12 protein-coding genes are annotated in these 13224 nt (G+C 75.3%); 4 read left to right on the top strand and 8 right to left on the bottom strand.

Features of this window, described 5'->3' with window-relative positions; all coding sequences use genetic code 11:
• Positions 1-235 precede the first annotated feature (235 nt).
• Genes ABZS66_RS55980 through ABZS66_RS55965 form a run of 4 tightly spaced genes read right to left on the bottom strand, consistent with a single transcriptional unit; the run spans position 236 to position 3353 of the window.
• Positions 236-901, bottom strand: coding sequence for a hypothetical protein (locus tag ABZS66_RS55980; protein ID WP_354772216.1), 666 nt, complete (start codon positions 899-901; stop codon positions 236-238).
• A gap of 50 nt (positions 902-951) precedes the next feature.
• A complete protein-coding gene (locus tag ABZS66_RS55975) occupies positions 952-1515 on the bottom strand; it encodes an NADAR family protein (RefSeq protein ID WP_354772214.1) in 564 nt (187 codons plus the stop codon).
• A gap of 30 nt (positions 1516-1545) precedes the next feature.
• On the bottom strand, positions 1546-2700 hold the full coding sequence (locus tag ABZS66_RS55970; RefSeq protein WP_354772212.1) for a HAMP domain-containing sensor histidine kinase: 1155 nt from the start codon (positions 2698-2700) through the stop codon (positions 1546-1548).
• Positions 2697-3353: a response regulator transcription factor gene (locus ABZS66_RS55965; RefSeq protein ID WP_354772210.1), complete on the bottom strand. Its 657-nt coding sequence runs from the start codon at positions 3351-3353 to the stop codon at positions 2697-2699. Before ABZS66_RS55965 ends, ABZS66_RS55970 begins: the two co-directional genes overlap by 4 nt.
• Positions 3354-3480: 127 nt before the next feature.
• On the opposite strand from ABZS66_RS55965, the gene ABZS66_RS55960 reads away from it, so the two are divergent.
• The 4 genes from ABZS66_RS55960 to ABZS66_RS55945 are packed head-to-tail and all read left to right on the top strand — an operon-like array spanning position 3481 to position 7005.
• Positions 3481-4077: a hypothetical protein gene (locus ABZS66_RS55960; RefSeq protein WP_354772208.1), complete on the top strand. Its 597-nt coding sequence runs from the start codon at positions 3481-3483 to the stop codon at positions 4075-4077.
• Positions 4074-5144 (top strand): peptidoglycan-binding domain-containing protein, encoded by a 1071-nt coding sequence (locus ABZS66_RS55955; protein WP_354772206.1) that lies wholly within the window; start codon positions 4074-4076, stop codon positions 5142-5144. Before ABZS66_RS55960 ends, ABZS66_RS55955 begins: the two co-directional genes overlap by 4 nt.
• Positions 5141-5806, top strand: coding sequence for an ABC transporter ATP-binding protein (locus ABZS66_RS55950; RefSeq protein WP_354772204.1), 666 nt, complete (start codon positions 5141-5143; stop codon positions 5804-5806). The genes ABZS66_RS55955 and ABZS66_RS55950 overlap by 4 nt, the downstream gene beginning before the upstream one ends.
• Positions 5803-7005, top strand: coding sequence for an ABC transporter permease (locus tag ABZS66_RS55945; RefSeq protein WP_354772202.1), 1203 nt, complete (start codon positions 5803-5805; stop codon positions 7003-7005). The genes ABZS66_RS55950 and ABZS66_RS55945 overlap by 4 nt, the downstream gene beginning before the upstream one ends.
• A gap of 42 nt (positions 7006-7047) precedes the next feature.
• Here the strand turns inward: ABZS66_RS55945 and ABZS66_RS55940 are convergent, their stop codons facing one another.
• From ABZS66_RS55940 to ABZS66_RS55925, 4 genes are all read right to left on the bottom strand, one after another.
• Entirely contained in the window at positions 7048-8265 is a 1218-nt protein-coding gene (locus ABZS66_RS55940) for a glycosyltransferase (protein ID WP_354772200.1), read from the bottom strand.
• A 76-nt stretch (positions 8266-8341) separates the two neighbouring features.
• The gene (locus ABZS66_RS55935; RefSeq protein ID WP_354772198.1) at positions 8342-11410 is read right to left on the bottom strand and encodes a hypothetical protein; all 3069 of its coding nucleotides are present in this window, start codon (positions 11408-11410) and stop codon (positions 8342-8344) included.
• Positions 11411-11423: 13 nt separating this feature from the next.
• Entirely contained in the window at positions 11424-12731 is a 1308-nt protein-coding gene (locus tag ABZS66_RS55930; RefSeq protein WP_354772196.1) for a DUF1254 domain-containing protein, read from the bottom strand.
• Positions 12732-12804: 73 nt separating this feature from the next.
• Positions 12805-13224, bottom strand: a 420-nt coding sequence (locus ABZS66_RS55925; protein ID WP_354772194.1) for an ATP-dependent helicase C-terminal domain-containing protein, incomplete at its 5' end; no start/stop codon positions are given.

The following is a 13224-nucleotide window of genomic DNA, read 5'->3' as shown; positions in this document are numbered from 1 at the left end:
GCGCCCCCTGGTCGCGGGTGCCCCCCCCCCGGCGCGGGTCCGCCCGGTGGTGCGGGTCGCGTCCCCCCCGGCCGGCCGGGCACCGCACGCTGCGGTGCCCGGCCCGCTGCTGCGTCAGTTGGTAGCGCCGGCGCGTCTGATCGCGAAGACTTTTGGTCGCCCTGGGTGCGAGAAGTCTTCGGGATCATGGACGAATCAGCCGTGGCTGGCGGTGGTGCGCGGGGCGGGAGGTGGGTCAGCGGAGGCCGATCGCGGCCAGGACGCGGCGGGTCGCCTCCGCCGTCGGGTGCAGGATCGCGGCGTGCACCCATTTCGCCGGGGGCACCACCAGGGTGCGCCAGGTCCAGCGGATCGGGATCACCACCAGGTAGCGCCACAGCAGGACCACCGAGTGGTTCCAGGCCCACGCCACCGCCCGGGCGACCGGGACCACCACCCACTGCCAGACGAAGACCAGCGGGACCACGAGCGCGTAGTAGAGCGCCTTGCCCAGCGGGGTCAGCACGTAGCGGTACAGCAGGCGCAGCGCCCAGGCCACCCCGCGGGCCGCCTCCAGCAGGACCCGGCCCAGGAAGACCCAGACCGGCTTCAGCGCGACCAGACCGTGCCACAGCGCGGTCAGCAGCGGGAGCAGGACGTGCCTGCCCAGCCAGGCCAGCGGGCGCCAGAGGACGTTGACGACCAGCCAGTGCAGCGGGACCCAGACGACGTAGTAGAACGCGTACGCGACGGGGCGCAGGATGCAGTAGTGGAGGAACCAGCCGACGGGCTTTCCGATGTACCGCCAGATCCAGCCGCCGACGAGGACGAGCAGGTCCCAGGCGAGCTTGAACGGGACGACCACGACGACGGCCACCGCGCGGATGGGCCAGGCCAGCCAGGCCGGCAGCGGCTCCTCCACAGGCGAAGCAGGACGCGGGCGGGGGCGGGAGCGGGGGCGCGAACGGGTGCTCACGCGCCGCCCGCCAGCTCGTAGCGGGCGCGCATCAGGGCGAAGCCCAGCAGGTTCTGGCCGCGCCACAGCACCGGCTCGTCGGCCGACGCGTCGCCGGCGGTCAGGCCGATGCCCCAGACGCGGTCCAGCGGGCTCGCCTCGACCAGCACGCGGTCGCCGGTGCCGAGCAGGAACGCGCGCAGGTCCGGGTTCTGGTCGAACTTCGCGACGCTGCCCTCGACCACGATCTCGAAGCGCGACCGTACCCAGACGGCCTCGTCGAAGGGGGCGATCTGGCGGCCGAGGGTCTTCGCCTCGTTCGGGTGCGCGACCGTCAGGATGCGCTCGGCGACGGCCTCGTCGCCGAAGAGCAGCGCCTTGCGGTACATCATGAAATGCTCCGCCGACGGGAACAGCACGCCGTCGACCAGGAACTCGGCCGGCCACCACTGGCTGAGGCAGCTCGGGCCGATCGAGCCGTCGGCGCGTGGGTGGTGGCCCCAGAAGAAGAGGTACCGCACCCGGGCGCCCGTCTCGATGAGCCGGACGAGGTCGGCGGTGCAGGTCGGTGGCGCGAGCATCCCACGAGTCTGCCCGATGCGGGCAAGCGGTTATGTCGGGTATTCGCTGCCCAGGGCGGCGGTGGGAAGGATCACCGTGACGATGAGGCCGCCCCCGTCGCGCGGATCGGCCTGCACGCCCCCGCCGTGGGCCAGGGCCACCGCCCGGACGATGGACAGGCCCAGGCCGGCGCCTGGGGCCTTGGCGCGCTCGGCGCCGAGCCGGCGGAACGGCTCGAAGAGGTTCGGGATCTCGTACCGCGGAACGACCGGCCCGCTGTTCGAGACGCGCACGAAGGCGGTGCCGTCCGGTCGGGTCCCCGACTCGGCCCGCACCCAGCCGTGCTCGGGCAGGTTGTGCCGTACCCCGTTCTCGACCAGGTTGTGGACGACCCGCTCCAGCAGCACCGCGTTGCCGAGGGTCGGCGCCTCGTTCGCGACCGTCTCGACCTTGACCGAGCCCGGCGGGAGCTGCCCGGCCACGTGCCCGACGACGTCGGCGAGGTCGACGTAGGCGCGCTCGGTCACCGGCCGCTCCGACCTGGCCAGCAGCAGCAGCCCGTCGATGAGCCGCTCGTGCCGGTCGTTGACGGCCAGCAGCGTCCGGCCCAGCTGCACCAGCTCCGGCGACGCGGTCGCCGGGTCGGTGGCGACCTCCAGCAGGGTGCGGTTCAGGGTGAGCGGCGTGCGCAGCTCGTGGGAGGCGTTGGCGATGAACCGGCGCTGGCCGTCGAACGACTTGTCGAGCCGCGCCAGCATGCCGTCGAAGGTGTCGGCGAGCTCCTTCACCTCGTCGTACGGCCCGGCGAGCGCGATCCGCTCGTGCAGCCCCCGGTCCGGGGCGGCGGCGATCCGGCGCGCGGTCTCGGTGACCTGGTGCAGCGGCTGCAGCAGGCGGCCGGCGATCAGCCAGCTGAACGCGACCGCGACGATGAGGACCACGCCGAGGGCGATGCCGCCCTGGGTGAGGAACGCCTGGAGGGCGCTGTTCTTGACGTCGCCCTGGATGTCCGCGACGAACTTGCGCTCGGTGATCATGTCCGGCGGCGGGGCGTCGCCGTTCGCCCTGACGCCGGCGAAGACGAACGCGTCCTGGAGCCGGGCGTAGACGAGCAGGTAGGTGATCCCGAGCAGGGCCAGGCCGGCCACCAGGACCAGGGCGCCGTAGACCAGCGTGAGGCGGGTGCGGATGGTCATGCGGTTCATGCGAGGCGGTACCCCACTCCCGGCTCGGTGTGCACGACCGGCGGGTCGCCGAGCTTGCGGCGCAGCTTGAGGATGGTCATGCGCACGGTGTGCGTGAACGGGTCGGCGTTCTCGTCCCACGCCTTCTCCAGCAGCTGCTCGGCGGAGACGGCGGCGCCGGCGGCGCGCAGCAGCTCGGCCAGGACGGCGAACTCCTTGCGCGACAGCGGCACGTAGCGGCCGTCGCGGTACACCTCCCGGCGGTGCGGGTCGAGGCGGATCCCGGAGCGCTCCAGCACCGGCGGCGCGGCCGGGCGGGCCCGGCGGCCCAGCGCCGCGACCCGGGCGGCCAGCTCACGGAACGCGAACGGCTTGGGCAGGTAGTCGTCGGCGCCGAGGGCCAGCCCGGCGACCCGGTCGTCGACGTCCGCGGCGGCGGTGAGCATGAGCACGCGGGCCGCCGACTCGCGCCGGGCCAGCTCCCGGCACACGTCGTCGCCGTGCACGACGGGCAGGTCGCGGTCGAGCACCACGACGTCGTAGTCGTTGACGTCGAGCCGCTCCAGCGCCGCGCCCCCGTCGTGGACCACGTCGACGGCGTGCGCGTCGCGCCGCAGGCCCTGCGCCACCGTCTCGGCGAGCAGCGGCTCGTCCTCGACCACCAGAATCCGCATGCCTCCATGGTCCCGCGCCCGGCCGTCAACGCGGCGTCAACGTTTGCGGTTACGGCCCGGTGACGCGCGCCTCGGTTGACTGCGCAGCGTGGCCGGCGCCCGCCGGCCCCTTCGAAAGGAGCGCACCATGCGCATCAGGACAGCGCTGGTCGTCGGCCTGCTGCTGACCCTCGGGGCGGCGGGTTGCGCCCGCTCCGGCGACCAGGACGACGGGGTCGCCTCGGCCAACGGCGCCAAGCCCAGCGCGAGCGCCACGCAGGGCGGCGGTTCCGGGAAGCGGAACCCGGAGGCCGACCAGGAGGCCTTCCTGAACTTCGCCAAGTGCATGCGCGAGCACGGTATCCCGATGGACGACCCGCAGATGGACGACGGCCGGTTCCAGATGTCGATCCCGGAGGGCACCGACAAGGAGAAGGTCGACGCCGCCCAGAAGGAGTGCCAGCAGTACATGCCCAACGGGGGCGAGCCGATGCGGGCCGATCCGGAGGCGGTCGAGAAGATGCGCAAGTTCTCGCAGTGCATGCGGGACAACGGCATCACGAACTTCCCCGACCCGACCGAGGACGGCGGCATCGCGATCGACGTCAACAAGCTCGGCGTGGACCCGAACAGTGAGGAGTTCAAGAAGGCCGAGGAGCAGTGCCGGCAGTACCAGCCGGGTCCGCGGGGCAGCGACGACCCCGGCCCGGTGACCGACCAGAAGACCGAGGGCGGGGGCGCATGAGCGCGAACAGGCGGCGGCGGGGACGGGCCGGGAAGGTGGTGGTCGCGGCGGTGACGGTCGCCGCGGCCGGGGCCGTGGCGGCGGCCGCGCTCGGCCTGCCCGACCGGGACTCCAACGCGCAGAGCAGCTCGCAGACGCCGGTGAAGACGGCGAAGGTGAGCCGGCAGACCCTGGTCGACACGCAGACCGAGGACGGCAAGGTCGGCCACGGCGACACCAAGTCGGTCGCGGGCCGGCTGCAGGGCACCGTGACCGAGCTGCCGGCGGTCGGCGCGACCGTCCAGCGCGGACAGGCGATGTTCCGGGTCGACGACACGCCGGTGGTGCTGCTGTACGGGGCGCTGCCCGCGTACCGCACGCTCGCCCCCGGCGTCGAGGGCGCCGACGTCAAGCAGTTCGAGCAGAACCTGGCGGCGCTCGGGTACACCGGCTTCACCGTCGACGACGAGTACACCGCGTCGACGGCGACCGCGGTCCGCAAGTGGCAGGGCGACCTCGGGATCACCCGGACCGGAACGGTCGAGCAGGGCCGGATCGTCTACGCGGCCGGCGCGGCGCGCATCCAGGAGCAGAAGGCCGCGGTCGGCGACCAGGCGGGCACGACGCTGCTCACGTACACGGGCACCGGCCCGGTCGTGACCGTCGAGCTGGAGGTGGCCCTCCAGCGCCTCGCCAAGGTCGGCGCCGCGGTCACCGTGAAGCTGCCCGACGGCAGGACGGTCCCGGCGAAGATCAGCCAGGTCGAGACCGTCATCAAGCCGGCCGAGGGCCAGAACCCGGCCACGACGAAGATCCAGGCGACGGTGGTGCCGGACGACGGCGCCGCGTTCGCCGGCCTCGACCAGGTGACCTGCGAGGTGGTCTTCACCTCCGCGCGCAAGGAGAACGTGCTCGCGGTGCCGATCGCGGCGCTGCTGGCGCTGGCCGAGGGCGGCTACGGCCTCCAGGTCGTCGAGAACGGCGCGACCCGCGTCGTCGCCGTGGAGACCGGCATGTTCGCCGCCGGCAAGGTCGAGGTCAGCGGCGACGGCGTCACCGACGGCACGGTCGTGGGGATGCCCTCATGACCGCGGTCGTCGAGCTGGAGGGCGTGACCAAGGAGTACGCCGGCGGCGTGGTCGCCGTCCGCGACGTGAGCCTGACGGTGGAGGCCGGCGAGCTGGCCGCCATCGTCGGGCCCTCCGGCTCCGGCAAGAGCACGATGCTGCACCTCATCGGCACGCTCGACCGCCCGTCGGCCGGCACCGTCCGCATCGACGGGCACGAGGTCGCGGCCATGAAGGACCGGCAGCTGTCGGCCCTGCGGGCGCGGCGCATCGGCTTCGTCTTCCAGCAGTTCCACCTCGCCGTGGGGCAGTCGGCCCTGGACAACGTGGCCGACGGGCTGCTGTACGCGGGGCCGTCCCGGGCCGAGCGCCGCCGCCGGGCCGAGGACGCGCTGCGCCGCGTCGGCCTCGGCGACCGGCTCGACCACCGGCCGAACGAGCTGTCGGGCGGCGAGCGGCAGCGGGTCGCGATCGCCCGGGCGGTCGTCGGCGAGCCGGCGATCCTGCTGGCCGACGAGCCGACCGGGAACCTGGACTCGGCATCGGGGGCCGGCGTGGTGCAGCTGCTGCGGGAGCTGCACCAGGGCGGGACGACGATCCTGGTGATCACGCACGACCAGGAGATCGCGGCCAGCCTGCCGCGCCAGATCGCCATGCGGGACGGGGAGGTGGTGCCGTCGTGAGCGCGCCGCTGCAGCCCGCGCGGCTGTTCCTGACCGACGTGGTCCGGGTCGGCGGCACCGGCCTGCGCACCCGCCCGCTGCGGGTGTTCCTCTCCGCGCTGGGCATCGCGATCGGCATCGCCGCGATGACCGCCGTCGTCGGCATCTCGTCGTCGAGCCGGGCCGAGCTGGACCGCCAGCTGGCCGCCCTGGGCACCAACCTGCTGACCGTCGCGCCGGGCAACGACCTGTTCGGCGAGTCCTCCAGCCTGCCGGACGAGGCGATCCCGATGATCTCGCGGATCGGCCCGGTCACCGTCGTCGCCGCGACCGCGAAGCTCTCCGGCGTCCGGGTGTACCGCAGCGACCAGATCCCGGCCGCGCAGACCGGCTCGCTGACGACGTCCGCCGCCCAGCTGGGCCTGCCGGCCACGGTCGGTGCCGAGCTGGCCGACGGCGTGTGGCTCAACGCCGCCACCGCCCGCTACCCGGCCGTGGTGCTCGGCGCGACCGCCGCCCGCCGCCTGGGCATCACTGCGGTGAACGACGGCGTGCAGGTCTACGTCGGCCGGCGCTGGTTCACGGTGGTGGGGATTCTGGCTCCGGTACCCCTGGCGCCCGAGCTCGACTCCGCGGCCCTCATCGGCTGGGAGGCCGCGAAGACGTACTTCGACTTCGACGGCGCGGCGACCACGGTCTACACCCGCTCGAAGGACGCCTACGTCGAGGACGTGCGGGCGGTGCTCGCCGCGACCGCGAACCCGCAGGCGCCCAACGAGGTGAAGGTCTCCCGCCCGTCCGACGCGCTCGCCGCGCGGCAGGCGACGGACAAGACCTTCACGGGCCTGCTCCTGGGCCTCGGCGCGGTGGCGCTGCTGGTCGGCGGCGTGGGCGTGGCCAACACGATGGTCATCTCCGTGCTGGAGCGCCGCTCGGAGATCGGCCTGCGCCGGGCCCTGGGCGCGACCCGCGGCCAGATCCTGCTGCAGTTCCTGTCCGAGTCGCTGCTGCTGTCCGCCCTGGGCGGCGTCGGCGGCGTGGTGCTGGGCATCGGCGTGACGACGCTGTACGCCGCGACCCGCGACTGGCCGGCGATCGTCCCGGCCTGGGCCACGGCGGGCGGCATCGCGGCCACCCTGGTCATCGGCGGGATCGCGGGCCTGTACCCGGCGGTGCGGGCGGCCCGCCTGGCCCCGACGGAGGCCCTGTCGACCCCCTGACCGGCCACCGCCGGCGCGGCGCGCGCGGTGTTGCGCGCCGCGTCAGGCGGTGGCGGGGGCCGGGGCCGGGTGCGACTCGTGGGCGAACGTGTACGCCGCCAGCAGGTGGTCCAGGTAGCGCTGGGTCGAGTACGACTCCGCCGCCGCGCGGCCCGCGTCCGCCACCGAGCGGTGCAGGGCCGGGTCGGTCAGCACGCGGGTCAGGGCGGCCGCGAACGAGTCGGCGTCCGGTGCGGTGCTCATCCGGCCCGGCGACTCCTCGCCGGGCCGGCCGGCCAGGGCGGCGTCGGCCAGCACGACCGGCAGGCCGGCCTGCTCGGCCTCCAGCAGTACCAGACCCTGGGTGTCCGTCGTCGACGCGAAGGCGAGGACGTCCGCCATCCGGTAGTACGCCGCCATCCGCGAGTGCGGCACCGGGCGCACGATCCGCAGCGCGTGCGCGACCCCCGCCTGGCGGGCCAGCCGCAGGATGGTCAGGCGCTGCTGCTTCACACCCAGCATGACCAGCCGCGCGTCCGGCAGGTGGCGCAGCAGCCGGGCGAACGACGCGAGCAGCAGCTGCGGGTCCTTCTCCTTCGTGGCCCGGCCGACCGCCAGGACCACCGGCGCGGTCTCCGGGATGCGCAGCGCACGGCGCACCTCGGTCCGGCCCAGCGGGCACTCGTCGAGCGCCACCGAGGTCGGCACCGTCCACACGGGAGGGACCCGCTCGAACTCGGCGAAGCTCGCCGCGGTCTTCTCCGACGGCGCGATGACGACCGCGGTGCGGTCGAGGAACTCCTGGCCGAGGCGGACCAGCTGGGCCCGGCGCTCGGTGCCCGGCCGGGCCAGCCGCAGGTAGTCGCGGGCGGTCCAGCCCAGGCCGAGCCGCTGCGCGGCGTGCGCGGCGGCGACCTGGATCTCCATGAAGTGGGCGGAGTACGCGAGCAGGTCCGTGTGCCAGGTCATGACGACCGGGATCTCGTGCGCCCGCGCGTACCGCAGCCCGCCGATCCCGACCGGCCCGAGCGTGTGGATGTGCACGATCTGCGGCACGGGCCGCATGCCGGAGAACCGCGGCACGCCGACCCGGATGTTGCGCAGCGGCACCGGCACGGACCGCACCCCGCACGGCTCGCCGCGCCCCCGCAGCAGCGGCGCCGGCTGGTACACCTGCACGTCGTGCCCGGCGGACCGCAACAGCGACACGGTCGTCGCGACCGAGATGGCCACCCCGTCGGTGCGGCCCGGATGGCTGTCGCAGAAGTGCGCAATCCTCACGCGGGACATGGTGCGGTACGGCTACCGGACAGCACGACGGTCGCAGCGAGGTGTACGCCATCTGGAAACGGGATGTTCACTCCAGCCTGGCCTCCAGGGCCGCGTCCCGCACCTCCTCCGCCGGATGTTCGCGCAGGTGTTCGACCAGCTCGCGCCAGCGGGCCGGCCAGCCGAGCCGCCGGCCGTGCGCCGCGTACGCGACCGCGAGCAGCCCGTCGGCCGTCCCCGCCCGCCGCGCGAGCCGCTCGGCGATCGCCGGCTGCGGTTCGTGCTGCTCCAGCCGCCGGCCGAGGCCCTGGGCGATCCGCGCGGCGAGGACCGGCCGGCCGTCCAGCAGCCGGGCGAGCCGGTCGACCTCACCGGCCGACTCCGGATCGGTCGCGGCCAGGAGCAGGCCGGCCGCCGCCGGCGCGAACCCGTCCACCGTGGAGATCGATGCGGCCGCGGTACCGATGGTGCGGCGCGCCGCGGCCGAGAGCCCGCGCTGCTCGCCCAGCCGGGCGACGATCGTCTCCACGCGCCGCCGGGCCGGCCGGTCCCGGCCGTCGACCCGCACGCCGTCGAGCCCGGTGAGGGCGTCGAGCGCGTCGGTCAGCAGCGTCCCGGCGGTCCCGGCGCGGACGATCGCGACCAGCGCCCCGGCGACCGCCGGCCAGACGGTCTCGTCGGCGAGCTCGGTGAGCCGCTGCAGGACGAGCTCCTCGGCGCCGTGCAGCCAGAGGGCCCAGCCGGCCAGGGCGGCCCAGCCCTCGGCGGCCAGCCGCCGGTCGGGGGAGGTGCCGGCGGCGAGGACCAGCGCGGCGTACTCGGCGCGCCGCGCCGGCGGCACCAGGTACGGCCGGCCCTCGAGGATCGGCCGCAGATCCTCCCGGACCCCGCTGGCGGCCGCGGCCCGCAGGACCCGCCACATGCCCGGGTCGTCGGCCGCGTCGCGCGCGGCGCCGACCACCGCGGCCCGCACGTCGCGGTGCGTGCCGGCGTCGCTCCACCGCTCCCACAGCAGGCCGGCGGCGCCGGGGACGCGCCCCGCGGCGATCAGCCGGACCGCCTCCTTGCGGCTGGTGACCTTGCCGTCGACGGCGGCGAGGGCGGCACCGAGCCGCGACGGCGCCACGAACCGCCCGGCGCGTCCGGCCGCGGCCATGGCGACCCGCGCGCGGTCGTCCCCGGCGTGCGCGAGCAGCACCGGCAGCGCCTCGGCGGGCCGGTCCGTCCAGGCGAGCGCGGCCAGCGCGGCCTCCGCCATCCCCACCCCGGCGCCGTCGTCGTCCTCCTCGCCCTCCGGCGCGGTCCCGGCCGGCGGGCCGGTCCAGGGACGGACCACCGGCCAGCCGTGCTCCGGTACCGGGGCGGCGGCGCGCAGGGCGGCCGCGCGGACCCGCCACGGCAGCGACGCGTCGGCGGCGACGGCGGCGAGCCGCCCGGCGTAGGCCCGGCGGGACTCCTCCGGCCAGCGGCGCAGCCCCAGGGCCCGCGGCGGCACCCACGTCACGCCCTCCGGGATGAACCGGCCCCGCGGCGGCGGTCCGGCGAGGGCGGCGGCGACCAGGCCGGCCCGGCGGGCGCAGACGATCCGCCAGACCACCGGCAGCGCGATCGCCGACGGGTCCTCGCGCAGGACCGCCTCCACCCGGGCGCCGCGCTGCGCCGGGTCCGCCAGCCACAGCTCGATCGCCCGGCGGGCGGGCCAGGCCAGGGTGTCCCGGCGGGTGGCCGCCCCCAGCAAGGCCTGGAGCTCGGGCAGCCGCCAGGCCCGCCGGCCGAGCGCCTCGGCGAACGCGAACAGCGGGCCGTGCTCCCCGCGGGCGGCGGCGCCGGTCAGCCAGTCGCGGACGGCGGCGAACGCCAGTTCCTCCTGGTCGTGGCGCAGCCGCTCGTCGAGCGGCCCGAACCGGGGCGGGCGGTCGTCGCCGAGGACGCGGCCGAAGGTGCGCAGGGCCCAGGCGGTGAGCGGTGCCGAGTCGAGTCGTTCCCGCAGTACCGTGGCCGCCGCCTCCAGGACGTGGGAGATCGTGTCGCCGGATGCGTCGCGCGCCGCCACGACGTCGCTGACCACCCGGTCCAGCGGCTCGGCCAGCTCGGGCGCCAGCAGCGCCGGTGGGAGGCGGGGCAGCTGGGCGAGCGCGGCCGCCCGCACCGGGTCCTGCTCGTTGCGCAGCCTGGGCAGGTGCCGGACGAACGCGGCGACCGCCTCCGGGTCGCGGCCGCGGGCGGCGCACTGGCCGAGCAGGTGCCAGGCCAGCTGCCGCTCGTCGGCGGTGCCGCGGCCGGTGGCGGCCAGCAGCACCGGCTCGGCCTCGGCCCAGGGCAGCTGCGCGGTGAGGCGCAGCGCCTGCCGCTCGTCCTGCCGCACCCACTCCAGGGCGAGCATCCGGCGCGCCTCGGCCGCCCGGGCCCTCCCCGGCAGCACGGCGAGCACCAGGTCGCTCGTCATGACCCGGGAGCGGTCCACGCCGGCCATCGACCGCTCGAACAGCTCGCCGCGGTGCCCCGGCGGCGCGGCCCGCAGCAGCCGGGCGAACTGGTCCCATCGGCCCGAGTACCGGCGGCCCAGCTCTGCCGCGGTGGCCGGCGGGAGGCGGCCGATCCGGTCCAGCAGGTTGGGAGGTAGCGCGGAGTGGGTCACCCAGTCGGCCCGCTCGGGCGCGGTGAACAGGGCGAGCACCCGCAGCGGGTCAGTGCTCGCCAGCACCCCGTAGGCGGTGAGGTGCCCGGGCAGCCAGCGGGCCGGCGCGAACCGCTCCAGCAGGTCGAGGCCCTGCTCCGGGCGCTCCTCGGCGGCCGCCAGCACGGCGCCGGCGGTGCGGCGCCAGTGCTCCTCGCGGCCCTCGGGGGACAGCTCGGCGAGCTCGCGGGCGGCCGTGGTGAGCGTCGCCGCGGGGTGGCGGCGGGCGATGCGCTCCCATGACGCGAGCGCGTAGCCGAGCTCCGGCAGCAGCCGGGTCGACGTCGCCGCGCCGCACACCGGCAGGAGGCGGGCCGCCTCGTCGTCGCCGTAGCGGGCGCGGACCTCGTCGACGAGTCCGTCGGCGAGGTCGGCGCGGCGGCGGCGGACGATCGTGCGGTACAGCCGCCGCCGCGTCTCCTCGGGTGCGTCCGTGAGCAGTTCGCGCAGGGGTCCGAGACCGCGGTCGAGCGTGTCCACGCCCCGTATCGTGCTACCCCGGCACCACCGGCGGCAGCCGATATTCGTTGTGCAGCACGGCCGGGTCGGGCTGGTACATCCGCAGGACCGGGCGGAAGCCGCCCTCCGGGGCCGGCAGCCAGTTGGCCGTCTCCTCGCCAGCCGGCCGTTCGTGCTGGATCATCACGGTGACCGAGCCGTCCGGGCCGGCGCGCAGGTCCGGGGTGTGGCTGCCGACCGCGTAGCGGTCCAGCTCGTTCGGGACCAGCCGCGAGTCCGGCGCGTCGTAGAGCGCCAGCGACCACTGCGCGCCCACGGGCGGCGGCTGCTCGAAGCGGACCGAGTACCGGTGGGCGCCGGTCAGCCGCTCGTTGTCGAGGCTCTTGTGGACGGTCGGGTAGACGGCCTCGTAGGCGTGGTTGCCCCACAGCCCGGTCCGGGCCGCGACCGCCCGCATCCGGTGCGCCTGGTCCCGGTCGTGGACCGTCCACTCGGGAGTGTCCATCGTGCCGACCTCGAAGTAGTCGAGGTTGTAGTCGAAGGTGTGCAGGTCGTTGGTCCAGCCGTTGACCAGGCTCGCGTGCTGCGACGTGGCCGCCTCCTCGAGCTCGTCCCGCCCGCGCTCCAGGCCTTCCCGCATGGCGTTGCGGACGTCGCGGGGGATGGTGGCGTACGGCGAGTTGCCGCGCTCGAACAGTCCCAGCGGCCCGAACCGCCGCTGGTAGCGCCGCTCGGCCGGCGACGGCGGGAACGCCGCCAGCGAGCGCCGTAGCGTCTCGAAGAACAGCACGTCGTCCGGCACGCCGGACTGGGGTGCGGGCAGCCCGTCGAGCGGCACCTGCGGGTACATCCGCTCGATCGAGAGCCCGTCCTGCAGGGCGTTGACGCTCGGCACGTCGGCCGGCCCGGTGCAGGCGAAGCGGGCGATCAGGGTCGCGACCATGGTCGGCATCCGGATGACCTCGGCCGCCGGCGCCTCCCGGCCGGCCCAGCCGGGCGGCACGAGCAGGTACTCGCGCTCGCCGGAGCCCGTGGACCGGCTGCCCACGTAGGCGAAGTTGTCGGTCCAGGCGTCGATGAACTGCACGACGTGGTACCGGTCGCCGGTCGCCGGGACCCGCAGCCACAGGGGGCCGCCGGACAGGTCCAGCTGGGCGGTCGAGGACAGCACGTCGACGTTGACGTTGACGGATTGGGGGCCGGGTGTGGCGAGACCGCGTCGATGGGTGAACGTGTTGAAGGGACTCGTCTTGGCGTCGCGCTCCACCGCCGTGAGGCCGGACAGCAACGGGTAGCCGTAGCCGAAGGCCTCGGCGGCCAGCGCGGGCAGGTCGTCTCTCATACGCGCCTCCCTCGTCAGCCTCCACTGTGCGGTGCGGTCGTTTGGTTGGCGGGTGAGGCGGCGGGTGACGTCCTTATCTCGGCTTCGTGCGGCGCGTCGGCGTGGCCGTCAGGGGGTCCTCGGGCCAGGGGTGGCGCGGGTAGCGGCCGCGCAGCTCGGCCCGCACCTGCGGGTAGCCGTTGCGCCAGAACGAGGCCAGGTCCTGCGTGACGGCGACCGGGCGCTCGGCGGGGGAGAGCAGGTGCAGGACGACGGGCACGCCGGCCAGCTCCGGCGTCTCCAGCCAGCCGAACGCCTCCTGCACCTTGACGGTGAGCACGGGGCGCCCCGGATCGGTGTAGTCGACCCTGCGGTGCGAGCCGCTCGGCACGGCGAGCCGCTCCGGGGCCAGCTTGTCGAGGTCCTTCGCGGCCGGCCAGGGGAGCATCGCCTGCAGTACGTGATCGATCTCCCCGTCGGCCAGGTTGTCGTCGTCGCTCACGTCCGGCCACGG

The organism is Dactylosporangium sp. NPDC005572 (assembly GCF_040605515.1).
GTDB lineage: Bacteria > Actinomycetota > Actinomycetes > Mycobacteriales > Micromonosporaceae > Dactylosporangium.
This window is presented reverse-complemented; position numbering and strand designations above follow the sequence as displayed.